The 23,217-nt window shown below is 71.6% G+C and carries 24 protein-coding genes; 5 read left to right on the top strand and 19 right to left on the bottom strand.

Features of this window, described 5'->3' with window-relative positions; genetic code table 11:
- Nucleotide 1: 1 nt before the first annotated feature.
- Entirely contained in the window at nt 2-472 is a 471-nt protein-coding gene (locus tag NYZ95_RS11745; RefSeq protein WP_262851457.1) for a GNAT family N-acetyltransferase, read from the bottom strand.
- A 124-nt stretch (nt 473-596) separates the two neighbouring features.
- Here NYZ95_RS11745 and NYZ95_RS11740 point away from each other — a divergent pair, with 124 nt between their 5' ends.
- Both NYZ95_RS11740 and NYZ95_RS11735 read left to right on the top strand, forming a co-directional pair.
- Entirely contained in the window at nt 597-962 is a 366-nt protein-coding gene (locus NYZ95_RS11740) for a YciI family protein (RefSeq protein ID WP_262851456.1), read from the top strand.
- On the top strand, nt 959-2,212 hold the full coding sequence (locus tag NYZ95_RS11735; protein ID WP_262851557.1) for an RNA polymerase sigma factor: 1,254 nt from the start codon (nt 959-961) through the stop codon (nt 2,210-2,212). Before NYZ95_RS11740 ends, NYZ95_RS11735 begins: the two co-directional genes overlap by 4 nt.
- A gap of 18 nt (nt 2,213-2,230) precedes the next feature.
- Here NYZ95_RS11735 and NYZ95_RS11730 read toward each other — a convergent pair whose 3' ends face one another.
- The 9 genes from NYZ95_RS11730 to NYZ95_RS11690 all read right to left on the bottom strand — a co-directional run bounded on the left by NYZ95_RS11730 (nt 2,231) and on the right by NYZ95_RS11690 (nt 11,100).
- Nucleotides 2,231-3,511, bottom strand: a complete 1,281-nt coding sequence (locus tag NYZ95_RS11730) for an RNA polymerase sigma factor (RefSeq protein ID WP_262851455.1) — start codon at nt 3,509-3,511, stop codon at nt 2,231-2,233.
- A gap of 23 nt (nt 3,512-3,534) precedes the next feature.
- A complete protein-coding gene (locus NYZ95_RS11725; RefSeq protein ID WP_262851454.1) occupies nt 3,535-3,969 on the bottom strand; it encodes a YciI family protein in 435 nt (144 codons plus the stop codon).
- 116 nt (nt 3,970-4,085) lie between these two features.
- Nucleotides 4,086-4,769, bottom strand: a complete 684-nt coding sequence (locus NYZ95_RS11720; protein ID WP_262851453.1) for an alpha/beta fold hydrolase — start codon at nt 4,767-4,769, stop codon at nt 4,086-4,088.
- 58 nt (nt 4,770-4,827) lie between these two features.
- Complete coding sequence (locus NYZ95_RS11715; protein ID WP_262851452.1) at nt 4,828-5,313, bottom strand: hypothetical protein; 486 nt, start codon at nt 5,311-5,313, stop codon at nt 4,828-4,830.
- A 94-nt stretch (nt 5,314-5,407) separates the two neighbouring features.
- A complete protein-coding gene (locus NYZ95_RS11710; protein WP_262851451.1) occupies nt 5,408-6,526 on the bottom strand; it encodes an acyl-CoA dehydrogenase family protein in 1,119 nt (372 codons plus the stop codon).
- A gap of 9 nt (nt 6,527-6,535) precedes the next feature.
- On the bottom strand, nt 6,536-7,711 hold the full coding sequence (locus tag NYZ95_RS11705; protein ID WP_262851450.1) for an acyl-CoA dehydrogenase family protein: 1,176 nt from the start codon (nt 7,709-7,711) through the stop codon (nt 6,536-6,538).
- Between the two features lie 95 nt (nt 7,712-7,806).
- Nucleotides 7,807-8,895 carry a 3-deoxy-7-phosphoheptulonate synthase gene (locus tag NYZ95_RS11700; protein ID WP_262851449.1) on the bottom strand — a complete coding sequence of 363 codons (1,089 nt, stop codon included), beginning with the start codon at nt 8,893-8,895 and terminating at the stop codon, nt 7,807-7,809.
- 392 nt (nt 8,896-9,287) lie between these two features.
- Complete coding sequence (locus NYZ95_RS11695; RefSeq protein ID WP_262851448.1) at nt 9,288-10,148, bottom strand: DUF5926 family protein; 861 nt, start codon at nt 10,146-10,148, stop codon at nt 9,288-9,290.
- A gap of 37 nt (nt 10,149-10,185) precedes the next feature.
- Entirely contained in the window at nt 10,186-11,100 is a 915-nt protein-coding gene (locus NYZ95_RS11690; protein ID WP_262851447.1) for a hypothetical protein, read from the bottom strand.
- A 140-nt stretch (nt 11,101-11,240) separates the two neighbouring features.
- Between NYZ95_RS11690 and NYZ95_RS11685 the strand changes: the two genes are divergently transcribed.
- Nucleotides 11,241-11,555 carry a rhodanese-like domain-containing protein gene (locus NYZ95_RS11685; RefSeq protein ID WP_262851446.1) on the top strand — a complete coding sequence of 105 codons (315 nt, stop codon included), beginning with the start codon at nt 11,241-11,243 and terminating at the stop codon, nt 11,553-11,555.
- Between the two features lie 6 nt (nt 11,556-11,561).
- Here the strand turns inward: NYZ95_RS11685 and NYZ95_RS11680 are convergent, their stop codons facing one another.
- The 3 genes from NYZ95_RS11680 to aat all read right to left on the bottom strand — a co-directional run bounded on the left by NYZ95_RS11680 (nt 11,562) and on the right by aat (nt 13,684).
- Nucleotides 11,562-12,452: a DNA-formamidopyrimidine glycosylase family protein gene (locus NYZ95_RS11680; RefSeq protein ID WP_262851444.1), complete on the bottom strand. Its 891-nt coding sequence runs from the start codon at nt 12,450-12,452 to the stop codon at nt 11,562-11,564.
- Nucleotides 12,453-12,602: 150 nt separating this feature from the next.
- Entirely contained in the window at nt 12,603-12,875 is a 273-nt protein-coding gene (locus tag NYZ95_RS11675) for an HU family DNA-binding protein (RefSeq protein ID WP_262851443.1), read from the bottom strand.
- A 137-nt stretch (nt 12,876-13,012) separates the two neighbouring features.
- Nucleotides 13,013-13,684 (bottom strand): leucyl/phenylalanyl-tRNA--protein transferase, encoded by a 672-nt coding sequence (gene aat / locus NYZ95_RS11670; RefSeq protein WP_262851442.1) that lies wholly within the window; start codon nt 13,682-13,684, stop codon nt 13,013-13,015.
- Between the two features lie 64 nt (nt 13,685-13,748).
- Between aat and NYZ95_RS11665 the strand changes: the two genes are divergently transcribed.
- The gene (locus NYZ95_RS11665; RefSeq protein WP_262851441.1) at nt 13,749-14,441 is read left to right on the top strand and encodes an EcsC family protein; all 693 of its coding nucleotides are present in this window, start codon (nt 13,749-13,751) and stop codon (nt 14,439-14,441) included.
- A 107-nt stretch (nt 14,442-14,548) separates the two neighbouring features.
- On the opposite strand, the gene katG is transcribed toward NYZ95_RS11665, so the two are convergent.
- Both katG and NYZ95_RS11655 read right to left on the bottom strand, forming a co-directional pair.
- Nucleotides 14,549-16,792 (bottom strand): catalase/peroxidase HPI, encoded by a 2,244-nt coding sequence (gene katG, locus NYZ95_RS11660; protein WP_262851440.1) that lies wholly within the window; start codon nt 16,790-16,792, stop codon nt 14,549-14,551.
- Nucleotides 16,793-16,838: 46 nt separating this feature from the next.
- On the bottom strand, nt 16,839-17,261 hold the full coding sequence (locus NYZ95_RS11655) for a Fur family transcriptional regulator (protein WP_262851439.1): 423 nt from the start codon (nt 17,259-17,261) through the stop codon (nt 16,839-16,841).
- 125 nt (nt 17,262-17,386) lie between these two features.
- On the opposite strand from NYZ95_RS11655, the gene NYZ95_RS11650 reads away from it, so the two are divergent.
- On the top strand, nt 17,387-17,932 hold the full coding sequence (locus NYZ95_RS11650; RefSeq protein ID WP_262851438.1) for a hypothetical protein: 546 nt from the start codon (nt 17,387-17,389) through the stop codon (nt 17,930-17,932).
- On the opposite strand, the gene NYZ95_RS11645 is transcribed toward NYZ95_RS11650, so the two are convergent.
- From NYZ95_RS11645 to NYZ95_RS11630, 4 genes are all read right to left on the bottom strand, one after another.
- On the bottom strand, nt 17,919-18,617 hold the full coding sequence (locus NYZ95_RS11645; RefSeq protein WP_262851437.1) for a DUF8817 family protein: 699 nt from the start codon (nt 18,615-18,617) through the stop codon (nt 17,919-17,921). The two genes, NYZ95_RS11650 and NYZ95_RS11645, sit on opposite strands and share 14 nt — an antisense overlap.
- Before the next feature lie 17 nt (nt 18,618-18,634).
- The gene (locus NYZ95_RS11640) at nt 18,635-19,564 is read right to left on the bottom strand and encodes a hydroxymethylglutaryl-CoA lyase (protein ID WP_262851436.1); all 930 of its coding nucleotides are present in this window, start codon (nt 19,562-19,564) and stop codon (nt 18,635-18,637) included.
- Nucleotides 19,561-21,417 (bottom strand): ATP-binding protein, encoded by a 1,857-nt coding sequence (locus NYZ95_RS11635; RefSeq protein ID WP_262851435.1) that lies wholly within the window; start codon nt 21,415-21,417, stop codon nt 19,561-19,563. The genes NYZ95_RS11640 and NYZ95_RS11635 overlap by 4 nt, the downstream gene beginning before the upstream one ends.
- A 239-nt stretch (nt 21,418-21,656) precedes the next feature.
- Nucleotides 21,657-23,207 (bottom strand): acyl-CoA carboxylase subunit beta, encoded by a 1,551-nt coding sequence (locus NYZ95_RS11630; RefSeq protein ID WP_279307593.1) that lies wholly within the window; start codon nt 23,205-23,207, stop codon nt 21,657-21,659.
- Nucleotides 23,208-23,217 lie beyond the last annotated feature (10 nt).

Here is a 23,217-nt window from a genome sequence, read left to right as displayed (position 1 = left end):
CTCAAAATACCTCGCGGCGCTCCAGGTCGGTCAGTCGGACTCCCGGCGCCACCTCGCGCTCTGCGACCCGGACGAACCCGTGACGGGCGTACAGCGCGAGCGCCGGCGCGTTCGCGCTCCCCGTCGAGACGATCGTGCGGGTCGTCGGCTCCCACGCCGCCAACGACTCGAGCAGCAGCGAGGCGACACCGCGGCGGTGTGCAGCGGGGTCGACCACGAGACGGAACACGTCGACGGTGCCGTCCTCGAGCACGTCCCACGACACGACCCCGACCAGCCGCCCGCCCGCGTACGCGCCGAGGAACGACTCCTTGCTCGCCCGCAGCTCGTCGAGCGTCTCGTGGAGCATCGGCAGGTCGGGGAAGCCGATGAGCTCGGCCTCGATCGCGTACGCGGCCCGCTGCACGGTGAGCACCTCTCGCGCTGCGTCCTCGTCGGCCACCTCCACCGGCATGATCTCGAGATCGTCCACGCCGACCACCGTAGAGGCGGCGTCCCACGATCGTCGCCACCTCGTGTCGAAAACCGGCCTCCTCGCCCGACGTACAGGTGAGAGCATCGGGCGATCGAGCCCGGTCCCGACACAGGAGGCACACGTGCGATACCTGATGACCAGCAAGACCGACGCCGCGACGTTCGAGGCCGGCATCCCGCCGGCACCGGAGGTCTTCGAGCGGATGGGCGCGTTCATGGCGGAGGCGGCGCAAGCCGGAGCCCTCCTCCAGGCCGAGGGCCTGCTGCCCACCCGCTTCGCCGCACGCGTGGTCTCGCGCGCGGGTGAGGTCACCGTCACCGACGGCCCGTTCGCGGAGGCGAAGGAGATCGTCGGCGGGTTCGCCCTCATCCAGGCTCGCTCGATGGAGGAAGCCAAGGGCTGGGCGCGCAAGTTCGCCGACGCCGCCGGCGGCGACATCAGCGTCGAGATCCGCCAGATCGCCGACGACGGCGGTGACACCCCCTGAGTCCGAGCCCGGAGGTCGCCGAGGTCGAGGCGGTCTGGAGGCTGGAGGCGGCCAAGCTCGTCGCGTCCGCCGCCCGGATCACCCACGACCTCGGCGTCGCCGAGGACCTCGCCCAGGACGCACTCGTCGCCGCCCTCGAGCAGTGGCCGCTGTCCGGGGTTCCGCGGCGTCCTGGGGCCTGGCTCATGACGGTCGTCCGCCGCCGCGCGATCGACCACGTACGACGAGAGATCACACGGCGCTCGGCGCTCGCCGAGGTCGCGCAGCTCAGCGCGAGCCGGGAAGCCGCCGCCGCGGACCTGGACGACCTCGTGGACGCCCCGATCGAGGACAGCCTGCTGCGTCTCGTCTTCGTGTGCTGCCACCCGGTCCTCGGCCCGGACGCCCGGGTCGCCCTCACGCTCCGCCTGCTCGGCGGACTCACGACGCACGAGATCGCCCGCGCGTTCCTCGTCGCCGACGCGACGATCGGCCAGCGGGTCTCGCGCGCCAAGCGGACGCTGTCGGAGTCGGGCGTGCCGTTCGAGGTCCCCGACGCCGCGCAGCGCGCCGACCGGCTCGCGTCGGTGCTCGAGGTCGTCTACCTGATCTTCAACGAGGGGTACGCGGCGACCGCCGGCGACGACTGGATGCGGCCGGCACTCCTCGAGGAGGCGCTGCGGCTCGGCCGGATGCTCGCGACCCTCGCCCCCGACGAGGCCGAGGTCCACGGCCTGGTCGCGCTGATGGAGATCCAGGCGTCTCGCCAGCGTGCCCGTACCGACGCCGACGGCAACCCCGTGCTGCTGCTCGCCCAGGACCGCCGCCGGTGGGACCGGCTGCTGATCCGGCGCGGACTCGAGGCACTGGAGCGCGCCCAGCGCCTCGGCGGCGGCGTCTTCACGCTGCAGGCCGCCATCGCCGCCTGCCACGCCCGTGCCATGACGCCGGAGGAGACAGACTGGGAGGGGATGGCCCGCCTGTACGCCGAGCTGGCGGCCGTCGCGCCCTCGCCCGTCGTCGAGGTCAACCGTGCCGTCGCGGTCAGCCACGCGTACGGGGCCGAGGCAGGGCTCCGCGTGCTCGAGCCGTTGTGCGCCGACGCGCGCCTGGCGTCGTACCACCTCCTGCCGAGCGTCCGTGGCGAGCTGCTGGCGACTGCCGGACGGTACGAGGAAGCGCGCGCCGAGCTCGAACGTGCCGCCTCGCTCACCGAGAACGCGTCGGACCGCGCCGTGCTCGCAGCCAAGATCCGCGACCTCCCTGCCTGACGGCGCCGCGCCCGACGCTCACCGCCGTGGCACGCCGGCCCGCTCCTGCGCGGCGGCCGCGAGCTCGAGCAGCGCCCGCCGGTCGTGCGCGTTGCCGGCCAGCGCTGCCGCGGCCTCGAACTCCGCAGCCGCCTCGGCGTCGCGCCCCAGGCGCACCAGCAGGTCCGCCCGCACGCTCGGCAGGAGGTGGTACGACGCCAGGCGCGGGTCGCGGCGCAGCGGCTCGAGGACCGTCAGGCCCTCGGCAGCCCCGTACGCCCGGCTGACGGCGACGGCACGGTTGAGCTCGACCACGGGCGAGGGGTTGAGCGCGGCCAGGGCGTCGTACAGGGCGACGATCCGCTCCCAGTCGGTCTCCTGCGGCGTCGTGGCACGGGCGTGGCAGGCCGCGATGGCGGCCTGCAGCGTGTACGGACCGAGGGGACGTCGCAGCGCCACCGCGCGGTTGAGCGCCCCGAGCCCGTGGCGGATCAGGGTGCGGTCCCAGCGCGAGCGGTCCTGGTCGTCGAGGAGGACCGGCGCGCCGTGACGGTCGGTCCGCGCCGCGAAGCGCGACGCCTGGATCTCCATCAGCGCGACCAGCCCGTACGGCTCGGGCTCGCGCGGCAGGAGCGCGGCGAGGACCCGCCCCAGCCGCATCGCCTCTCCGCACAGGTCGTCGCGGATGAGCCGGTCGCCCGAGCTGGCGGAGTAGCCCTCGTTGAAGATCAGGTAGACGACCTCGAGCACCGCGGCGAGACGTGCGGGGAGCTCGTCGGCCGGCGGCACCTCGAACGGGACCTGCGCCTCGGAGAGCGTGCGCTTCGCCCGGGAGATCCGCTGACCGACGGTCGCCGACGACGCCAGGAAGGCGCGCGCGATCTCGTCGGTCGACAACCCGCCGAGCATCCGCAGGGTCAACGCGACCTGCGCGTCACGCGTGAGCACCGGGTGGCAGGCGACGAACAGGAGCCGGAGCACGTCGTCACCGACGGGGTCCTCGACGACGGCCTCCGGGTCCGGCGTGGCGGCGCGGCGCTGTGCCTCGAGCTCCGGTGCGAGGACCGCGTACTTCTCCCGCCCTCGCTTCTCGCGCCGCACCTTGTCGACGGCGAGGTTGCGGGCGACCTTCGTCAGCCAGGCGCCGGGGTTGTCGGGGACGCCGTCGCGCGGCCACTTCTCGAGCGCGACGACCAGCGCGTCCTGAGCGAGGTCCTCGGCGTACCCGACGTCGTGGACGACGCGGACGAGCCCGGCGACCACGCGCGCCGACTCCATCCTCCAGATCGCGTCGATCGTGCGACCGACGTCGCCGGGCATCCGCGTCTCCAGTCGGCGGTGGCTCAGGACCCGCGCTGCTGCTGGAGCTGCTCGCGGATCCGGTCCTCCTGCTCCTTCACCTCGGGCGTGTACTCCGCGCCGAAGTCCTCCGCCTCGAAGATCGGCCGCAGCTCGACCTGACCGGGCTCGCTGGGGTCGTGCGGGATCCGCTTCGCCCACTCGACGGCCTCCTCGAAGGACTTGACCTCCCAGATCCAGTAGCCGGCGAGCAGCTCCTTGCTCTCGGTGAACGGCCCGTCGACGACGCGAGGCTCACCGCCGCCGAACACGATCCGAGCGCCCTCGTTGCTGTTCTTCAGCCCGTCGCCGTCGAGCATGATGCCCGCCTTGACGAGCTCTTCGTTGTACGTGCCCATCGCCGCGAGCATCTCGGTGGTGGGCATCTGACCCAGCGTCTCCCACTCCGGCGTGGACTGCATCAAGACCATGACTCGCATGTCGTTCTCCCTGTTCGGTGTCGACGTCCCGACCCTAGTGTCGAAACGTCTCTCACCCGTACGCCGAACGAGCGCTGCGCTTTTCGACAGCGCGGACGAAACTTTCCGCGTGGGCCTCAGGCGGGTCCGGAGGCGAGCGCCTCCAGCTGGTCGGCGAGCTCGACCGGACGGCTCAGCGCCACCAGGTGACCACCCGGCATCTCGTACGGCGTGAGGCCGAGTCGCTCCTGCGCGACGCGACGCTGGAACGCGATCGGGAAGATCCGGTCGTCGGTCCCGGCGAGCACCACCGTCGGCACGTCCGGCCAGCGCTCCGCCGGCCAGGGCTCGGCGAACGAGCGGTCCGACGGCTCTCGGTCCTCGCCCTCGAGGAGCATCGCGGTCAGGTCGTCGGGGACGTCGTGGAAGAAGTCGCGCTGCACGTCGAACCCCTCCCACCCGGCCTCGCGCCGCGCCGCGGAGCTGCCGGTCGCTCCCCACCACTGGCCGGGAGTCTCACCTGGCGACGGGATCATCGGGTTGAGCAGGACCAGCTGGGCCACGGGGATGCGTGCGCACACGAGCGGGCCGATGAACGCGCCCATGGACTGCGCGACGACGACCGGCGGTTCGGCGGGTGTACCGGGTGCCTTCGCTGCCTGCAGCACGACTTCGACGTGGTCCTCGATGCCCGTCGCCTCGTCGTGCTGCGGGATGTCGACGGGGATGGCCGTGTGGCCTCGGCGCTCGAGCTCAGGCACGAGCCGGGACCAGTAGCCGGGGTGCCCGCCGGCGCCGGGGATGAGCAGAAAGGTCGTCATGGAGCGCGGACCGGTCGCGGCGGCGGAACTCATCGCTCCCGCCCGCGGGGAAGCGGCGTCAGGGGAGCGTGAGCGCCGTCTGGATGCCGCCGGGGTCGCAGTGCTCGCCGTTCGGGTAGGTGACCGCCGGCGTCACGCGGGTGTCGGCGCGGTGGGCCTCGGTGCCGTCGCGCCGGAGGACGACGGCGTTCAGCTCGACCTCCTGGGCCGGGAGCGTCTCGACCGCGACGAAGCCGCGCATCGTGCCGTCCGGCGTCGCGCGGGCGCTGCAGACCGCGTCGGCGTCGTCGCCGTCGCACCCCTCGTCGACCGCCTCCTGCCCGGGCTGCAGCGAGGACTCCGCGACTACGCAGTCCCCGCCCCAGCAGACGTGGAGACGGACGGCGGTCGCCTCGGCTGCCAACGGCGGCTCGACCGTCACCGTGACGCCCGGGGACGAGCCGATCATCGTGCAGGCCCGTGCCGCCCCCTCGTCCACCGCCGAGCCACAGCCGACCAGGAGCGCGAGCGGCGCGGCGGCCCACGCCGTACGGAGTCGCGTCATGGCGGCAGAGTAGCGGTGAGCCACGTCTGCCGGTCGTGAGCGACGGTCGTCGTGGCTCACCTGTGGCGGACGTGGCTCACCGGGTGGTCGTACGTCAGCGCAGCAGCTCGACGATGCCGCGGTCGGCGACGCCGTCGGCGATGCGGGCGAGGTGGTACGCCTGGTTGCCGAGCGTGCGGTCGAGGACCGTCAGCCGTGCGGCGTAGTGGCTGATCGAGTACTCCGCCGTCACGCCGATGCCACCGTGGAGCTGGATCGACTCCTGGCTGATGTGGCGCCCCGTACGACCCAGCTCGGCCTGCAGGCGCGACGCGACCAGCGCGTCAGGCCCCTTCTCGGCCAGCGACATCGTCGCCCACATCGAGATCGAGCGGGCGAGCTCGAGCGAGGTGTACATGTCGGCCGCCCGGAACGTGAGCGCCTGGAACTTCGACAGCGTCACGCCGAACTGCTTGCGTGTCTTGAGGTAGCCGACGGTGGTCTCGACGGAGACCTCCATCGCCCCGATCGCCTCGGCGCCGTACGCGGTCTGCAGCCGGACGAACGCGGACGCCAGCGCGTCCTCGCCGCCCTCGCCCAGCGGGGTCGCCGCAGCGCCGGACAGCACGATGCGGGCCGCGTACGAGTCGTCGGGCGTCGCGTACGTGGTGCGCGTGACGCCTGCGGCGTTCGCGTCGACGACGAACAGCCGCGTCGCGTCGCCGTCCTTGGCGCTCACGATCAGCACGTCCGCGGCGCCACCGTGGCGTACGGGCTCCTTGACGCCGTCGAGCGTCCACGCGTCCCCGGCCGCCGTCGCGGTGACCCCGTACGCAGCGGTGCCGTGCGGCGCACGCGGCTCGGCGTGCGCGACGACGGCGACGAGCTCGCCCGCGGCGATCTTCGGCAAGAGCTCCTGCTTCTGCTGCTCCGTGCCGGCGTCGGCGATCAGCTGCCCGGCACCGACGACGACGTCGATGAACGGCTCCGGCGCCAGCACGCGACCGATCTCCTGCGCGACGATCCCGACCTCGACCGCGCTCGCGCCCGCGCCGTCGTACGCCTCGTCGAACGGGAGGCCCAGCAGCCCCATCTCGGCGAGCTTGCCCCAGACCTCACGGTCCCAGCCGGGCTCGTTGGCGGTGACCTTCTCGCGGTTGCCGGCGGCCTGGCCGAGGATGCCCCGGACCGCGTCGCGCAGCGCGACCTGCTCGGTGTCGTAGGTGAAATCCATGTCAGTCCCTCACAGTCCCAGGATCGTGCCGGCGATGATCTGGCGCTGGACCTCGTTGGACCCGCCGTAGATCGACACCTTGCGGAGGTTCAGGTAGGTCGGCACCGAGTGGCCCGCCCACATCGGCACGTCGGAGTCGTCACCGGCGCCCGCGGCGAGGACGTCCCCGCCCGCGACGTCGACGGCGAGCTCGGAGACCGCCTGCTGCAGCTGCGAGCCGGTCAGCTTGAGAATCGACGAGACCGGGTCCGGCTTGCCGTTCTTCGAGGCTCCGGCAACCCGCAGCGCCGTCAGCTCCAGCGACAGGAGCTGGTTCTCGAGCGACGCGAACCTCGCCGCCACCGCCGGGTCGTCGATCGGGCGGGTGCCGTCGGCCAGCGGCGCCGACGCGTGCTCCTTGAGCACCTGGAGGCGCAGCTTGGTGCTGCCGGTCGCGCCGATGCCGTCGCGCTCGTTGCCGAGGAGGAACTTCGCGTAGTCCCAGCCCCGGTTCTCCTCGCCGACGAGCTGGTCGGCAGGCACGCGGACGTTGTCGAAGAAGACCTCGTTGACCTCGTACCCGCCGTCGATGAGCTTGATCGGGCGGACGGTCACTCCCGGCGTGGACATCTCGAAGAGCAGGAACGAGATGCCCTGCTGCTTCTTCGGCGCCTCCGGGTTGGTCCGGACCAGGCAGAAGATCCAGTCGGCGTGCTGACCGAGGGTCGTCCACGTCTTCTGGCCGTTGACGACCCACTCGTCACCGTCGCGGACCGCCGTCGTGCGCAGGGACGCAAGGTCGGACCCGGCGTCGGGCTCGGAGAAGCCCTGGCACCACCAGATGTCCAGGTTGGCCGTCGCCGGGAGGAACCGCTCCTTCTGCTCCTGCGAGCCGAACGTCGCGATGACCGGCCCGACCATGCCGGCGTTGAACGGCAGCGGCGCGGGGACACCAGCGGTCTGCATCTCGTCGAGCCAGATGTGGCGCTGCAGCGGCGTCCAGCCCTTGCCGCCCCACTCCACGGGCCAGTTCGGGACGGCGTAGCCGCCGGCGTTCAGCGCCTGCTGCGAGGCGACGATCTGCTCCTTCGTGAGCTCCTCGCCGTTGCGGACGGCGTCACGGATCTCCTGAGGGACCTTGGTGGTGAAGAACTCCCGCAGCTCCTGCTGGAGCTGCGCGTCCTCCGCTGACAGCGCGAGCCTCATGTTCGCTCCCTGATGCGTACGACGTGGTGGGCGGTTGCGGGCTCACTCTAGGTAAGCGACCGCTTAGAACCCTACCCGGGGGTAGGACGCTCAGCCTAGGCGAGAGCACGGCGCTGGCGCCGGGCTTGCGAGGCAGTCGCGAGCTCCTCGAGGAGGTCGGCGGTGACGTCCCAGCCGATGCACGCGTCGGTGACGCTCTGCCCGTACGTGAGGCCGCTCGGGGCGGGGGACTGCTTGCCCGGCACGAGGAAGCTCTCCAGCATCACGCCGCCGATCCCGGCATCACCGGCAGCCACGTCGTGGGCGATCTCGCGCACCACGGCAGCCTGACGGACGTGGTCCTTGCCGGAGTTGCCGTGGCTCGCGTCGACGACCAGGCGCTGCGGCATCCCCGCCTTCTCGAGCAGCGCCAGGGCCGCCCGGCGCGAGTCCGCCCCGTAGTTGGGGCCGCTGTGGCCTCCGCGCAGGATCACGTGGCAGTCGGGGTTGCCGCTCGTGGAGACCGCACAGGCACGTCCCTCGTCGTCGATCCCGAAGAACGTCTGCTCCGCCTCGGCCGCGCGGCACCCGTCGATCGCGGCCTGGACCGAGCCGTCCGTCGCGTTCTTGAACCCGACGGGCATCGACAGGCCGGACACCATCTGCCGGTGCACCTGGCTCTCCGGCGTACGGGCTCCGATGGCACCCCACGACACCGCGTCGGCGAGGTACTGCGGGCTCGTGGGCTCCAGCAGCTCCGTCCCCGCAGGCAGGCCTGTCGCGAGGACGTCGAGGAGCACCGTGCGGGCGAGCCGCAGACCGCGGCGTACGTCGTACGTCTCGTCCATGCCGGGGTCGTTGATGAGGCCCTTCCAGCCGATCGTGGTCCGCGGCTTCTCGAAGTAGACCCGCATCACGATCTCGAGCTCGTCGGCGTACGCCTCCCGGAGCGGGGCGAGGCGGTGCGCGTAGTCGAGGGCCGCGCTCGGGTCGTGGATGGAGCAAGGACCGACGAGGACGAGGAGCCGGTCGTCGCGCCCGGCCATGATCGCCGCCGCGGCCTCACGGGCGCGGGTCACCAGGGCCGCAGCGGACGCGCTCAGCGGACGGGACGCGACGACCTCACGCGGCGGCTCGAGCGGCTCGAGCGTGCGCACTCGCAGGTCGCTGGTCGTACGGACGGCGGGGGTGGTGCTCGGAGACATCTGGCGCTTCCTCTCGGCGGCGCCGCTTTCCTTGCCGGCACCGCCACGAATGACGAAAGGCACGGACCGAGTGGTCCGTGCCTGTGCTGGCTAGCTGTGCGGGTGGGTGCTGGGGACTCAGCCGTGGGCACCGACCGCTGGCTTCACCAGCACGTCGTGCCCATAAAATCGCCCGCTCAACATGGGGACGAGGCTAGCACGCAGCCCGCGGCCGCAAGATCTCCGGGGCATCGGGCTCAGCTGCTCGGGGCATTGGGAAACCCCAGCCGCTGCTGACGGGGGATACAGCAACGACCGGGGCCTGACCATGAGCCTAAGCCATCCTGAACAGTCGTACAAGTGGCGACTTCGTGACCTGGGTCACGAGATGCTCACAATGCGGGTTTTCTCCCTCAGCGGACAGTGATCTGGCGGTTTGCGAGACCGTTCCGCGCCCCGCGCTGCTCGGTGGTCAAAGGCGTCGAATCGGCCAGCGCCTCCTTGAGTCGGCCTTCAAACGCTGCGGCCGGACCCTCGAGCTCGACCGCCGGGGTCGGCTCCTCCATGTCCCACACGGGGACGAGGAGGCCGTGCGCACGGAACGAGCCGATGAGCCGGACGTGCTCGCCGAGCCGGTCCTCGCCGGCGGCCCGCAGCCGTGCCAGCGCGGTCAGGAGCGCGTCCTCCTCGTACGGCATCACCCAGCGGAGGAACTGGCGCTCGCCCAGCTGCGTCCAGTACGCCGCGTCGACCTCCTCCAGCCGCACGGTCGGCGAGACGATCTCGTTCGCCTGCTCGATCGCTGCCGCGACGTCACCGGTCGGGTCGTCGATGCCGGCGGTCCAGAAGTCGAACCCCTCCTGGACGTCGACCGCGATCTCGGAGTCGGGGTCGATGACGTCCTGGAGACGCTCGCCCACGCCCGGGTCGGTGAGGACGATCTCGGTGCCCGCCGGGATCTCCAGGCCCTGCTGGATGACGGCGGCCAGGTCACGGCTCACGTCACCGAAGTTGTGCTGGACCTGCAGGCCCACCCAGATCTCACCGTCGGGTCGCACCAGCCCCGCGGACGCGGACGGCAGGAGAGTGACGAAGCGGACGCTCCGGTCGGTGTCGAGCTCCTTGCGAAGCCCGAGGGTCGCGGTCGCCGCCGGGACGAACTCGCGCAGCGCGACGAGGTCGCACTCACCCGGAAGTCCTTCGAACGTCCGGGCGCGGAACGGCATCCGCTCGACCTTCTCCGGCTTCACCCGGCGGCGGGAACGCTTGCCCATGCTTGTACTCCTGAGATCGGTGAGAGTGACCGCGCGGTCACTGACGCTCGGACGGACCCTGCTGCGGGTACGGCGGCTGGCCGGGGTGCCCGTACTGCTGGCCCGGACCCTGCGGCGGCTGCCCGTACGGGGGCTGCTGGCCCGGCTGGCCGTACGGAGGCTGCTGCGGCTGCTGGCCGGGCTGGCCGGGCTGGCCGTACGAAGGCTGCTGCGGGTGGCCGTACGGGGGCTGCTGCGGCTGCTGCCCCGGCTGGCCGTACTGCGGGCGCGGGAACTGCTGCGTCGGCTCCGGCTGGCCGTACTGCTGCGGGCGGGGCTGCTGCTGCGGCTGCTGCGGCGGCTGGCCGTACGCCGGGTTGGGCTCCGGGCGGCGCTGCGCGGACGGTCCCGAGTCGCGGGTCGCGAGCAGCGCGAGCACACCGAGGACGAAGCCGAGGGCGACGACCACCATGCCGATGCCGACCACGAGGTAGCCGAGGACGGCCGTGTCCACGTCGTCGACGTCCTCGACGCCGACCGTGAGGAACGCGCCGACGCCAGCCGCGACGGCGCCGAGCACGGCGAGGCCGAGGCCGGCCCAGCCGAGTCCGGTGCGACCGCGACCCTGCGCGATCGCGAGGATCCACAGGACGAACGCGACCACGAGGACGGCGACGGCGACGCCGGCCAGGATGGTGTTGAGCGAGTCGCTGTTCTCGGCGGCGCTGCGGCTCACCAAGGACGGGTCGTCCGCGAGGTCGGCGAAGATCCCGCGGCGGGACGTGAGGGCGTACACGCCGTACCCGAGCGCCGCCAGGGCGCCGAGCACGAGGCCGACCACGGCGACCTTGCCCCACGGCGAGGGCTGCTCGACGTCACGCCCGCTCGAGGTGGGCGGCGCGTGCGGCGTCGACCAGTGCGGCTGCTGCTGCGTGTACGGGCGGCCGTACGGGTCCTGCGGGCCTTGCGACATGGTGTCCCTCCTCGGACCGGTGAGCCACGTGCGACCGGCCGTGCCAAGCCTAGCCAACACGGGACCCTCCGAGCCCTGGCCCCGGCGCACGCGGCCGCTCGCGTCGCCCCGGCTTGCCGGCCCCTGGGAGGATGTCCCGCATGGACGACATCAGCATCCCGACCGTCGAGGTCTCCGGCGTACCCGATCCCGTGCCCGCAGAGCTGGTCGTGCTCGACGTGCGCGAGGACGACGAGTGGGCCGCCGGCCACATCGACGGAGCGCTGCACATCCCGCTCGGTCAGCTCGCCGAGCGCGCCGACGAGGTGCCGGCGGACGGTCAGGTGCTGGTCTACTGCCACGCCGGGGGCCGCTCCGCGCGCGCGACCGCGTTCCTCCAGCAGCGCGGGGTCGACGCCGTCAACCTCGCCGGCGGTGTCATCTCCTGGCACCAGGCCGGCCGTCCGCTGGTCTGAGCCGACTCAGCGCAGCAGCTTCGACATCCGGCGGTCGGCCAGCGGTTTGCCGCCGGTCTGGCACGTGGGGCAGTACTGCAGCGACGAGTCCGCGAACGAGACCTCGCGGATCGTGTCGCCGCAGACGTCGCACTTCTCGCCGGTACGGGCGTGCACGCGCATGCCCGACTTCTTCTCCTTCTTGAGCTCCGCTGCGGCCAGCCCGTCGGAGCGTGCGATCGCGTCGCGCAGCGTGCTGCCGATCGCCTCGTACAGCGCCGTCAGGTCCTCCTCCGAGGCCGCGACCGTGCTCGCGGGCTTGAACGGCGACATCTTCGCGACGTGGAGGATCTCGTCCGAGTACGCGTTGCCGATGCCGGCGATCTGCGACTGGTCGCGCAGCACGCCCTTGATCTGGGCGCGTCCGGCTGCCGTGAGGATGTCGCGCAGCGCGTCGCGTGTGAACGCCTCGTCGAGCGGTTCCGGACCCAGGCGCGCGATGCCGGGCACCTCGGCGGGGTCGCGTACGAGGTAGACGGCGAGGCCCTTCTTGGTGCCCGCCTCGGTGAGGTCGAAGCCCGAGCCGTCATCGAGCACGATGCGGAACGCGAGCGGGTTCTTGCCGCCCCCGGGGCGCGGGGGCGCCTTCGGCTGCTCGTCCTTCCAGCGCAGCCAGCCGGCCCGGGCGAGGTGGATGATCAGGTGGAGCCCGCCGGCTTCGATGTCGAGGAACTTGCCGCGGCGCGTCACGCCGTCGACCAGAAGTCCCGACAGCGCGCTGACGGGCGGGTCGTACGTCTTGAGGGCGCTGATCGCCGCCGGGTAGGCAGCCGCGATCGCGCGGGGTTCACCCTCGGTGACCCCCAGGCGTCGTGACAGGTCGTCCACCAGCGCGGCGACCTCGGGCAGCTCCGGCACGTGCCCAGTGTGCCGCCTCGTCCCCGATTTGGGCAGTACGCCACCGAATCCGGCCGCAAATCGGGGGAGAACTGCCCAAGTCGGGGACGGGAGGGTACGCGAAGGGGCCCGGTCCGCTGGTCGCGTGGCCGGGCCCCTTCGCGGTGCGTCTTACTTGACGGCGCTCTTGAGCTTGCTGCCCGCGGTGACCTTGACGCCGTAGCCGGCGGGGATCTCCAGGGTCTCGCCGGTCGCGGGGTTGCGGCCGGTGCGCGCGGCGCGCTCGACACGCTCAACGGTCAGCAGGCCCGGGATCTGGACCTTCTCACCCTTGCCCACGGCGTCGATGAGCGTGTCGCCGAAGGCGCTGAGGACCGCATCGGCGTCGGCCTTGGTGGTGCCGGCAGTCTCGGCGACAGCGGCTACGAGTTCAGTACGGTTCACGGGATTCCTCCGACGTGCGTGTGGTCAGTTGTCTTGTGACGCACACCAGCATAGGAAGAAATGCCCGAGATCCCCGGATTTCCAGCGCCCCACGCCGGTGTGGTGCGTGTCGACAGTAGCCCACCGCCATGTCCGTTTCAGCGCCACGTGGCCGGAAGCGGAGTGTCGAGGACCCTCGGGAGGGCGGCGAGATACTCGTCGCGCGGCCACTCCTCGACCCCCAGCGACGCCAGGTGCGGGGTCTGCCACTGGGTGTCGACCAGCCTCTGCGCGCCGTACTCGTCGGACAGCACCCCGACCAGGCCGACCAGGGCCGCCTTCGAGGCGTCGCGTTCCCGGTGAAACATGCTCTCACCTGCGAAGAGTCCGCCGATCGCGACGCCGTACAGACCACCGACGAGGACCCCGTCGGCGTTGCGGGCCTCGACCGAGTGCGCCCAGCCCAGCCGGTGCAGACGGCTGTACGCGAGCCCGATCTGGCTGTCGATCCAGGCCCCGTCCCGAGCCGGGTCGGCGCAGGCCGCGACGACCTCGTCGAAAGCCGTGTCGATCGTGATCGTGAACCTCTTGGCGGACTTGCGCAACGAACGCGTCACACGCAGCCGGTCCAGGCGCAGGACGCCGCGCCGCAGCGGTGACCACCACCCCATCGGGCCTCCCGGCTCGACCGGCATCGGGAAGAGCCCGGTGGCGTAGGCCGCGACGAGCGTCTCCGGGGCGAGGTCGGCGCCGACACCCACGAAGTCGTCGTCAGGCCACGAGTCCTGGTCGAACTCCCAGCGGTTGGGTCCGAGAGGCTTCGGCGTCACGGCTCGACTCTAGTCAGCCTTGTGGGGGTCTCACCTACGATGGGCGCAACGTCGAGGAGGCCCCGTGGGGATCGCAAAGAGCACCGCAAAGTTCGTCGCACCGCGCGTCGCCATGTCGGCGGGCCCGAAGGTGACGGCGGGCTACGTCCGGGTGCTGCTCGACCGGGCGATCGACGGCGTCGGGCCCTTCAAGCCGGTACGAGTCGCGTGCGACGCCCGTCTCGCGCTCGCCGGAGGCCGCGTCGAGGACGCCATCGGAGAGGTCGTCGGCATCCATGTCCGGTACGCGAGCGCGCAGGGGTTCTTGACGAACCTCGGCGGCGTGGCCTCGATGGTGGTGACGATCCCCGCCAACGTGGCCGGGCTCGCGCTGCTCCAGTGCCACCTCGTCGCCGCGATCGCCTACCTGCGCGGGTACGACCTCGACGACCCGCGCGTCCGCAACGCCGTGATGGCCACGCTGCTCGGCAAGGACGAGGTCGCGAAGGCGATCAAGGACGGGCGCCTGCCGACCACGCCGATGGGCCTGGCGACTTCCCCGGTCCACGACCCGGCGCTCGACGAGCGGATCGCGCGGGAGGTCACGAGCGCGCTGTTCGGGCGGGTCAGCGGCAAGCAGGGGGCGAGCGTTTTCCTGCGCAAGGTGCCGATCCTCGGTGGAGGCGTCGGCGCGGTCGCCGACGCCCGTCACACGGCGCAGCTCGCCGCGTACGCCCGCAAGGAGCTGCGCGACCGGCGCCTTCCGCCCCAGCGCTGAACCCACCAGCGCTGAACCCACCGGCGCTGACGACCCGCTGAACGTACGAGAAGGGCGCCCCGACCATCCGGTCGGGGCGCCCTCGTCGTTCAGGTGGCTGCCAGATCTCAGGCGAGATCGAAGCGGTCGGCCTCCATGACCTTGACCCACGCGGCGACGAAGTCGCTCACGAACTTGCCCTTGGCGTCGTCGCTGGCGTAGACCTCGGCGAGGGCGCGCAGCTCCGAGTTCGAGCCGAAGACCAAGTCGACACGGCTGCCGGTCCAGGTCTGGCCGTTCGCGGTCGTGCCGGTGAACGTCTGGCCCGCCTCGTCAGGCGTCCACGTGGTGCCGAGCTCGAGCAGGTTGACGAAGAAGTCGTTCGTCAGCGTGCCCGGGTTGGCCGTGAGGATGCCGAGCGACGACCCGTCGTAGTTGGCCCCGATCGTCCGCAGACCACCGACGAGGACGGTCATCTCCGGCGCGCTGAGGCCGAGGAGGTTCGCCTTGTCGATGAGCAGGTACTCGGCGGGGAGGCGGGTGGCCTTGCCGAGGTAGTTGCGGAACCCGTCGGCCTTCGGCTCGAGGTAGGCGAACGACTCGACGTCCGTGTCCTCCTCCGAGGCGTCGACGCGACCCGGCGTGAACGGCACCGTCACGTCGTGCCCGGCGGCCTGCGCCGCCAGCTCGACACCGACACCGCCGGCGAGCACGATGACGTCGGCCAGCGAGACCTGCTTGCCGCCGGTCTGCGCCTCGTTGAACGCCGACTGGACGCCCTCGAGCGTACGGAGCACGCCCGCGAGCTCGTCGGGGTTGTTGACCTCCCAGCCGGCCTGCGGCTGGAGACGGATGCGCGCGCCGTTGGCGCCACCGCGCTTGTCGCTGGAGCGGAACGACGACGCGGACGCCCACGCGGTCGTGACCAGCTGCGAGACCGTCAGGCCGGTGGCCTTGATCTGCTCCTTGAGCGCCGCGACGTCGGCCTCGTCGATCTGCTCGTACGTGGCCTCGGGCAGCGGGTCTTGCCAGAGCAGCTTCTCGCTCGGGACCTCAGGACCGAGGTAGCGCACGACCGGACCCATGTCGCGGTGCGTGAGCTTGAACCACGCGCGGGCGAACGCGTCGGCGAAGGCCGCCTGGTCGTCCTTGAAGCGGCGCGAGATCTTCTCGTAGATCGGGTCGAAGCGCAGCGCCAGGTCGGACGTCAGCATGCGCGGCTCGCGACGCTTCGACGGGTCGTGGGCCAGCGGCACCATGTCGGCGCCGGCACCGTCCTTGGGACGCCACTGCTTCGCACCGGCCGGGGACTCCATGAGCTCCCAGTCGTAGGCGAAGAGGATGTGGAAGAACTCGTTGTCCCAGCGGACCGGGTGGTAGGTCCAGGTGACCTCCAGGCCGGAGCTGATGACGTCGTCGCCCTTGCCGGTGCCGTAGCCCTGCTTCCAGCCGAAGCCCTGCTCCTCGAGGGGGGCGGCCTCGGGCTCGGGGCCGACGAGGTCCGCCGAGGCGGCACCGTGCGTCTTGCCGAACGTGTGACCGCCGGCGATGAGCGCCACGGTCTCCTCGTCGTTCATCGCCATCCGGCCGAACGTCTCGCGGATGTCGCGCGCGGACGCCAGCGGGTCGGGGTTGCCCTCCGGGCCTTCGGGGTTGACGTAGATGAGACCCATCTGGACCGCGGCGAGCGGGTCCTCGAGGTCGCGGTCACCGGTGTAGCGCGGCGCGCCACCCTCGTCACCACCGAGCCACTCGGTCTCGGGGCCCCAGTAGACGTCCTCGTCGGGCTCCCACACGTCCTCGCGACCACCGGCGAAGCCGAAGGTCTTGAAGCCCATCGTCTCCAGCGCCACGTTGCCAGCGAGGATCATGAGGTCGGCCCACGAGATGCTCTGGCCGTACTTCTTCTTGACCGGCCACAGCAGACGACGGGCCTTGTCGAGGTTGACGTTGTCCGGCCAGCTGTTGAGCGGGGCGAAGCGCTGCTGCCCTGCACCGGCGCCGCCGCGGCCGTCGCTGACGCGGTACGTGCCCGCGCTGTGCCACGCCATGCGGATGATGAACGGGCCGTAGTTGCCGAAGTCGGCCGGCCACCAGTCCTGCGAGGTCGTCAGGACCTGGGCGATGTCCTGCTTGACGGCCGCGAGGTCGAGCGACTTGAAGGCCTCGGCGTAGTCGAACTCCTCGCCGAGCGGGTTGGCGACGGCGGGGTTCTTCGCGAGGATCTTGAGGTTGAGCTGGTTCGGCCACCAGGCGCGGTTACCGCTGCCACCCTGGGTGGGGTGCGTGGTCTTGCCGTGAGCCACGGGGCAGCCGCCGGCGGGCGACTCCTCGTTGACCTCACCGATCACGGCGTCATGGTTGTCAGACATGTGTTCCTTTCCAGGGTGGTACGGGCTGGGAGGGCTGATCAGGGGTCTAGGCCGGGGTGCAGGCCGGGCAGGTCCCCCAGTAGAGGACTTCGGCCTCGTCGATGACGAAGCCGTTGTCGTCGGAGGCGTGGAGGCAGGGCGCCTCGCCGACGGCGCAGTCCACGTCGGCGATGGCTCCGCAGGAGCGGCAGACGACGTGGTGGTGGTTGTCACCGACACGCGCCTCGTACCGGGCCACCGAGCCGGTCGGCTGGATGCGGCGGACGAGCCCGTGGTCGGTGAGCGTGTGCAGCGAGTCGTAGACCGCCTGGTGGGAGACCGACGGCAGCTCGTCGCGCACGGCAGCGATCACGGTGTCGGTGTCGGCGTGCGGGTGGGTGTGCACCGCCTCGAGGACGGCGATCCGGGGGCGGGTCACGCGCAGCGAGGACGCACGCAGCATCTGCTCGGCATCGGGCGTGGGTTCCATGTCTCCAGTGTGACGGCGTTTCTTGAATGAGTCAAGAAAAGGGCTCGGTGACGAACGACTCGGGGTGACCCCCGGCCTGTGCTGCCATGGACGAGGCCGAGAACTGACGAACAAGGGGGTACGTCATGACGAGACGACTCGTACGCATCGGCGCGGTGACCGCAGGCGCGGTCCTCGCGGTCGGCATGGTCCCGGGCACGGCGCACGCCGCCTCGGCGGTCGTGAAGGACCCGCGGGGCGACGCTCCGCGCGTCGCCGACATCACCCAGCTGAAGGTGAAGAACGGGACCGCACGCGTGTCCGGGGTGCTCACGATCCCGCACGGCGACAAGAAGAGGCTCGCGTCCACGGACCTCATTATCAAGACGCGGGACAGCGGCCGGTGGAAGTACATCGTGGCCGTCAAGCGCAACAGCGCGGGCAAGGTCACCGACAAGATCCTCGGGTGGCAGCGCGGTGACGACCCGAGCTCGTTCACGGTGCTGCCGTGCACGGGCATCAAGACCTCGTGGAAGGGGAAGAAGACCACGATCTCCGTCCCTGTCCGCTGCCTGACGAAGACCACAGGCAAGCGGGTCAAGGCGAAGGCCGCGATCCTCGCTCGGGTCGGGCCGGGTCACGACTTCTACGACGAGGTCACGCGCTTCAGCCGCTACGTCAAGCGCGGCTGAGCGACGCGCGCAGATCGGCGACCGCCGCCTCGATCTCGGGCTCGAGGGGGCGGTCGCTGAGCGCGTCCAGCGTGACAGCGGCGGCTGCGCCGTCGCCCGTCCGCAGCTGGAGCTCCGCCAGGTACGCGAGCGCCTGGTCACGGTCACCGCTCGGACCCGCGTCGTCACGGGCGAGCGCGCCGGCGAGGATCTTCGCCGCCTGCGCCGGGTCGCCGTGCGAGTCGGCGAGGACGACCGCGTTCGCGTACGCCGTGGCGAGGCGGCTCTCGTCAGCGGGGGCGGGATCCGGCTCGGCCTTCGCGACACGCATGAACCTGACCCAGTTGCCGCCGGGGTCGATCAGGCTGAAGCCGGAGAGGCCGCCAGCGTTCTTGCGGCGGCGCGGCCGGGTGATGCGCGGGATGCCGGTCAGCGGCAGCCTGCCGTGACGCGCGCGCAGGCCGACGGCGAGCGCCTCGAACCACGGCTCTGTGTCCTCCACGAGCACGACGCACGAGCCGTACGAGTCCGCCGGGTCGAACCCGGGCATGCCGAAGTAGTGGAGCTCCAGCCCGTCACGCTCGACCGCGACGTACGGGTTGGGTCGGGTCTGGCGGTAGGTCGTCGTGAAGCCGAGCGCTTCGTAGAAGTCCGTGATGTCGTCGATCGAGGAGCAGGGCAGCAGCGGGAGCGTGCGGACGGCCATCCCGGCAGCGTAGGCGCTCAGCCGGCCGTGAGCGCCCGTACGACCGCAGACGGCGACGGACATCCCAGCTGCTCGGCCATCCACACGCTGGTCTGCGCCAACGCGGGCAGGTCGACACCGTGCGCGATGCCGAGCCCGTCGAGCATCCACACGAGGTCCTCGGTCGCGAGGTTGCCGGTCGCGGACTTCGCGTACGGGCAGCCGCCGAGGCCGCCGGCGGACGCGTCGAAGGTCGTGACCCCGTGCCGCAGCGCCGCGTACGTGTTGGCGAGCGCCTGCCCGTACGTGTCGTGGAAGTGCATCGCGAGGCGGTCGACACCCACGCCGGCCTCCCCGAAGGCGTCGAGCAGTGCCTCGACGTGGTGCGCGGTGCCGACGCCGATCGTGTCCCCGAGCGACAGCTCGTACGCGCCCATGCCGAGCAGCCGCTCTCCGGCCGTGACGACGCGGTCGAGCGCGACCTCGCCCTCCCAGGGGTCTCCGAAGCACATCGAGAGGTACGCCCGCACCTTCACACCGGCGTCGAGCGCGCGGCGTACGACCGGCTCGAACATCGCGAACTGGTCCTCGTACGTGCTGTTGAGGTTCTTGCTCGCGAACGTCTCGGTGGCGCTGCCGAAGATCGCGACGTGGGTGACGCCCGCTTCGAGCGCGCGGTCGAGGCCGCGTTCGTTGGGGACGAGGACGGGGTACGGCGTGGGGCCGTGCAGGTCGAGCGCGGCCACGAGATCGGCGGCGTCGGCCAGCTGCGGGACCCACTTCGGATGCACGAAGCTGGTCGCCTCGACCACCGGGAGACCCGCCACGGTGAGCCGCTGCACGAACTCCCGCTTGGTCGCGAGCGGGATCACGCCCGACTCGTTTTGGAGACCGTCGCGCGCGCCGACCTCGTAGATCGTCACCCGCTCCGGAAGGCTAGGGTCGTGGTGGACGGCAGGCAGGCTCATGCGTCGACCTCCATCGAGAACAGCAGCGCGCCCAGGGCGACCTGGTCACCGGCGCGGACGCCGACGTGGGCGACGGCACCCGCGTACGGGGCCTTGAGCGCGATCTCCATCTTCATCGCCTCCACGACGCCGAGGACCTGACCTTCCTCCACCGTCTCACCTTCCTTCACGGAGACGGAGAGGACCGTGCCCGGCATGGGAGAGACGACGTCCGCGTCACCGGCACCTTCTGCCACGCGGTCGCGTGCCGGGTCGGGGTGGCGGAACCGCCACGCCTGTCCCTCGTGCGCCACGGTCACGCCGGTGTGGTCGACCGACGCGAGGTCGGCCAGGGGCGCCTCGTACGACCCCGCGGGCAGCGCCCGCTCGACCGCGACGCCGTCGGCATCCACCAGCGACACCAGCACCGGCGCCGCGTCGCCCGCCGAGCGCCAGCCGTCGGCAGCGCCGAACGGGTCATCGCCCGGGGCGACGCGAGCGCGCGCCCACGCGCGGGCCGCGGTGTCGACGGCGGCGCCGGGGACCTCCGGACGCGTCGTCAGCTCGCCGGCCGCGGGCGAGTCGAGCCACGCGGTGTGGATCGCCGCGTCCCCGAACGCGTCGGATGCGACGAGGCGCCGCAGGAAGCCGGTGTTCGTCGTGATGCCGAAGACGGCGGTGCGGTCCAGCGCGTCGACGAGCGCGGCGCGGGCCGTGTCCCGGTCGGGCGCGTGCGCGATCACCTTGCCGAGCATCGGGTCGTACGAGGTGGTCACCTCCGCGCCGGACTCGAGCGCCGCGTCGACGCGGACGTGGTCGGGCCACACGACCTGAGTGGCACGACCCGCTTGCGGCAGGAACCCCGCGTACGGGTCCTCGGCGTAGACGCGGGCCTCGATGGCGTGACCGGTCGCCGTCACGTCGGCCTGAGCCAGGGGCAGCGGCAACCCCTGTGCGATCTGGAGCTGGAGCGCGACGAGGTCGAGCCCGGTGATCGCCTCGGTGACGGGGTGCTCGACCTGAAGGCGCGTGTTCATCTCGAGGAACGCGACCTCGGTGTCGTCCGCGCCGTGCACGAGGAACTCGACCGTGCCCGCGTTGACGTAGCCGACCTCGCTCGCGAGCGCGACGGCCGCGCCGGTCAGACGGGCGCGGGTGGCGTCGGAGATCGTCGGCGCCGGCGCCTCCTCGAGGACCTTCTGGTGGCGACGCTGCGCCGAGCAGTCGCGTTCGAACAGGTGCAAGACGGTGCCGTGCTCGTCGCCGATCACCTGCACCTCGACGTGACGCCCGCGCTCGACGTACTCCTCGACGAGGAGGGTGTCGTCGCCGAACGCGCTCGCCGCCTCGCGTCGGGCCGCCGCGAGCGCGTCGGTCAGGTCGGCTGCGTCACGCACGACGCGCATGCCCTTGCCACCGCCGCCGGCGGCGGCCTTGACGAGGACCGGGTACGCGTCGGCGGGCACCGCGTCCGGCTCGTACCGACGCGTGACGGGCACCCCGGCACGCTCGGCGACCTCGCGGGCACGGTCCTTGCGGCCCATCAGGTCGATGACGTCGGGGCTCGGCCCGATCCAGACGAGCCCGGCGTCGACGACCGCGCGGGCGGCGTCGGCGCGCTCGGACAGGAACCCGTACCCCGGGTGGACCGCCTGGGCGCCGCTGCGTCGCGCCGCGTCGATGACGGCGTCCACGTCGAGGTACGACGAGATGCGCTCGGCGTGGTCGGCGAGGCGCACGTGCGGCGCGGTGGCGTCGAGGTCGGAATGGACCGCGACAGCGCGCAGGCCGGCGGCCTGCACCGCACGGACGACACGGACCGCGATCTCGCCGCGGTTGGCGACGAGGACGGACGTGAATCGGGAAGCGCCCACCTGGCTGGTCGAGTAGCCCGAAGCACCCACCTGGCTGGTCGAGTAGCCCGAAGCACCCACCTGGCTGGTCGAGTAGCCCGGAGCGCTAGCGGAGGGCGTATCGAGACCCGGGTCTCGATACGCCTCGCCTAGCGGCTCGGCTACTCGACCAGCGGAGGAGCGCGGCTCGGCTACTCGACCAGCGGAGGAGCGCGGCTCGGCTACTCGACCAGCGGGGGGATTCGGATCAGTCATCGCGCTCACATCCGGAAGACGCCGTAGTGGGGTTCGGGGATCGGCGCGTGCGACGACGCCTGCAGCGCCATGCCGAGCACACGCCGGGTGTCGGCGGGGTCGATGATGCCGTCGTCCCACAGCCGCGCGGTCGAGTAGTACGCCGAGCCCTGCTCTTCGTACTGGGCCCGGATCGGCGCCTTGAACGCCTCTTCCTCCTCGGCCGAGTCGAATCCGCGCACGGTCGCGAGCACCGACGCCGCCTGCTCGCCGCCCATCACCGAGATCTTGGCGTTGGGCCACATCCACAGGAAGCGAGGGTCGTACGCGCGCCCGGACATGCCGTAGTTGCCCGCACCGAACGACCCGCCGATGACGACGGTGAACCGCGGCACGACCGACGATGCGACCGCGGTGACGAGCTTGGCGCCGTCCTTGGCGATACCGCCGTTCTCGTACTCGCGTCCGACCATGAAGCCGGTGATGTTCTGCAGGAACACCAAGGGGATGCCGCGCTGGTTGGCGAGCTCGATGAAGTGCGCGCCCTTGAGCGACGACTCCGAGAAGAGGATGCCGTTGTTGGCCACGATCGCGACCGGGTAGCCCCAGATGCGGGCGAACGCGCACACGAGCGTCTCGCCGTACAGCGGCTTGAACTCGTGGAACGACGAGCCGTCCACCACCCGGCGGATCACCTCGCGGACGTCGTACGGGGTGCGCGAGTCGGTCGGGACGACGTCGTACAGGCTCTGCGGGTCCTCCAGCGGCTCCACGACCTCGGCGCGCTCGAGGCTCGGCGGGGTGCGGCGCTCGAAGGTCGCGACGATGCTGCGCAGGATCGCCAGCGCGTGCGCGTCGTCGTCGGCGAGGTGGTCGACGACGCCGGACCTTCGCGCGTGGACCTCGCCGCCGCCGAGCTCCTCGGCGGTGACGACCTCACCCGTGGCCGCCTTCACGAGCGGAGGACCACCGAGGAAGATCGTGCCCTGGTCGCGGACGATGACGGTTTCGTCGCTCATCGCCGGCACGTAGGCGCCGCCGGCCGTGCACGATCCCATCACGGCCGCGATCTGCGGGATGCCCTGCGCCGACATCTGCGCCTGGTTGTAGAAGATGCGGCCGAAGTGCTCGCGGTCGGGGAACACCTCGTCCTGCATCGGCAGGAACGCGCCGCCGGAGTCCACGAGGTAGAGGCACGGAAGGCGGTTCTCCTGCGCGATGGTCTGGGCGCGCAGGTGCTTCTTGACCGTCAGCGGGTAGTACGTGCCGCCCTTGACGGTCGCGTCGTTCGCCACGACCACGCACTCGCGTCCCGATACGCGCCCGATGCCGGCGACCACGCCGGCGCTCGGGACCGCGTACGGGTCACCGTCGGCCCCGTACATCCCGTACGCCGCGAGCGGCGCGATCTCGAGGAACGGCGAGCCGGGGTCGAGGAGCCGGTCGACGCGGTCGCGGACGAAGAGCTTGCCGCGCTTCTCGTGCTTCTCGCGAGCGCGCGCGGACCCGCCGGTCCGCACGACGGCGAGGCGCTCGCGGAGCTCGGCGACGAGTTCACGCATGCCGGTGGGGTGCATGGGGAGATGT

Source organism: Mumia quercus (assembly GCF_025506335.1).
In the GTDB taxonomy this organism is placed as follows: Bacteria; Actinomycetota; Actinomycetes; order Propionibacteriales; family Nocardioidaceae; genus Mumia; species Mumia quercus.
The sequence above is the reverse complement of the archived record's forward strand: the minus strand, read 5'-3'. Positions and strand labels throughout refer to the sequence as shown.

Excerpts from the sequence above, each read along its gene's own strand:
- NYZ95_RS11730 (WP_262851455.1), bottom strand. The coding sequence starts at position 3,511 with ATGCCCGGCGACGTCGGTCGCACGATCGACGCGATCTGGAGGATGGAG.
- NYZ95_RS11725 (WP_262851454.1), bottom strand. The coding sequence starts at position 3,969 with ATGCGAGTCATGGTCTTGATGCAGTCCACGCCGGAGTGGGAGACGCTG.
- NYZ95_RS11720 (WP_262851453.1), bottom strand. The coding sequence starts at position 4,769 with ATGACGACCTTTCTGCTCATCCCCGGCGCCGGCGGGCACCCCGGCTAC.
- NYZ95_RS11715 (WP_262851452.1), bottom strand. The coding sequence starts at position 5,313 with ATGACGCGACTCCGTACGGCGTGGGCCGCCGCGCCGCTCGCGCTCCTG.
- NYZ95_RS11710 (WP_262851451.1), bottom strand. The coding sequence starts at position 6,526 with ATGGATTTCACCTACGACACCGAGCAGGTCGCGCTGCGCGACGCGGTC.
- NYZ95_RS11705 (WP_262851450.1), bottom strand. The coding sequence starts at position 7,711 with ATGAGGCTCGCGCTGTCAGCGGAGGACGCGCAGCTCCAGCAGGAGCTG.
- NYZ95_RS11700 (WP_262851449.1), bottom strand. The coding sequence starts at position 8,895 with ATGTCTCCGAGCACCACCCCCGCCGTCCGTACGACCAGCGACCTGCGA.
- NYZ95_RS11695 (WP_262851448.1), bottom strand. The coding sequence starts at position 10,148 with ATGGGCAAGCGTTCCCGCCGCCGGGTGAAGCCGGAGAAGGTCGAGCGG.
- NYZ95_RS11690 (WP_262851447.1), bottom strand. The coding sequence starts at position 11,100 with ATGTCGCAAGGCCCGCAGGACCCGTACGGCCGCCCGTACACGCAGCAG.
- NYZ95_RS11685 (WP_262851446.1), top strand. The coding sequence starts at position 11,241 with ATGGACGACATCAGCATCCCGACCGTCGAGGTCTCCGGCGTACCCGAT.
- katG (WP_262851440.1), bottom strand. The coding sequence starts at position 16,792 with ATGTCTGACAACCATGACGCCGTGATCGGTGAGGTCAACGAGGAGTCG.
- NYZ95_RS11655 (WP_262851439.1), bottom strand. The coding sequence starts at position 17,261 with ATGGAACCCACGCCCGATGCCGAGCAGATGCTGCGTGCGTCCTCGCTG.
- NYZ95_RS11650 (WP_262851438.1), top strand. The coding sequence starts at position 17,387 with ATGACGAGACGACTCGTACGCATCGGCGCGGTGACCGCAGGCGCGGTC.
- NYZ95_RS11645 (WP_262851437.1), bottom strand. The coding sequence starts at position 18,617 with ATGGCCGTCCGCACGCTCCCGCTGCTGCCCTGCTCCTCGATCGACGAC.
- NYZ95_RS11640 (WP_262851436.1), bottom strand. The coding sequence starts at position 19,564 with ATGAGCCTGCCTGCCGTCCACCACGACCCTAGCCTTCCGGAGCGGGTG.
- NYZ95_RS11630 (WP_279307593.1), bottom strand. The coding sequence starts at position 23,207 with ATGCACCCCACCGGCATGCGTGAACTCGTCGCCGAGCTCCGCGAGCGC.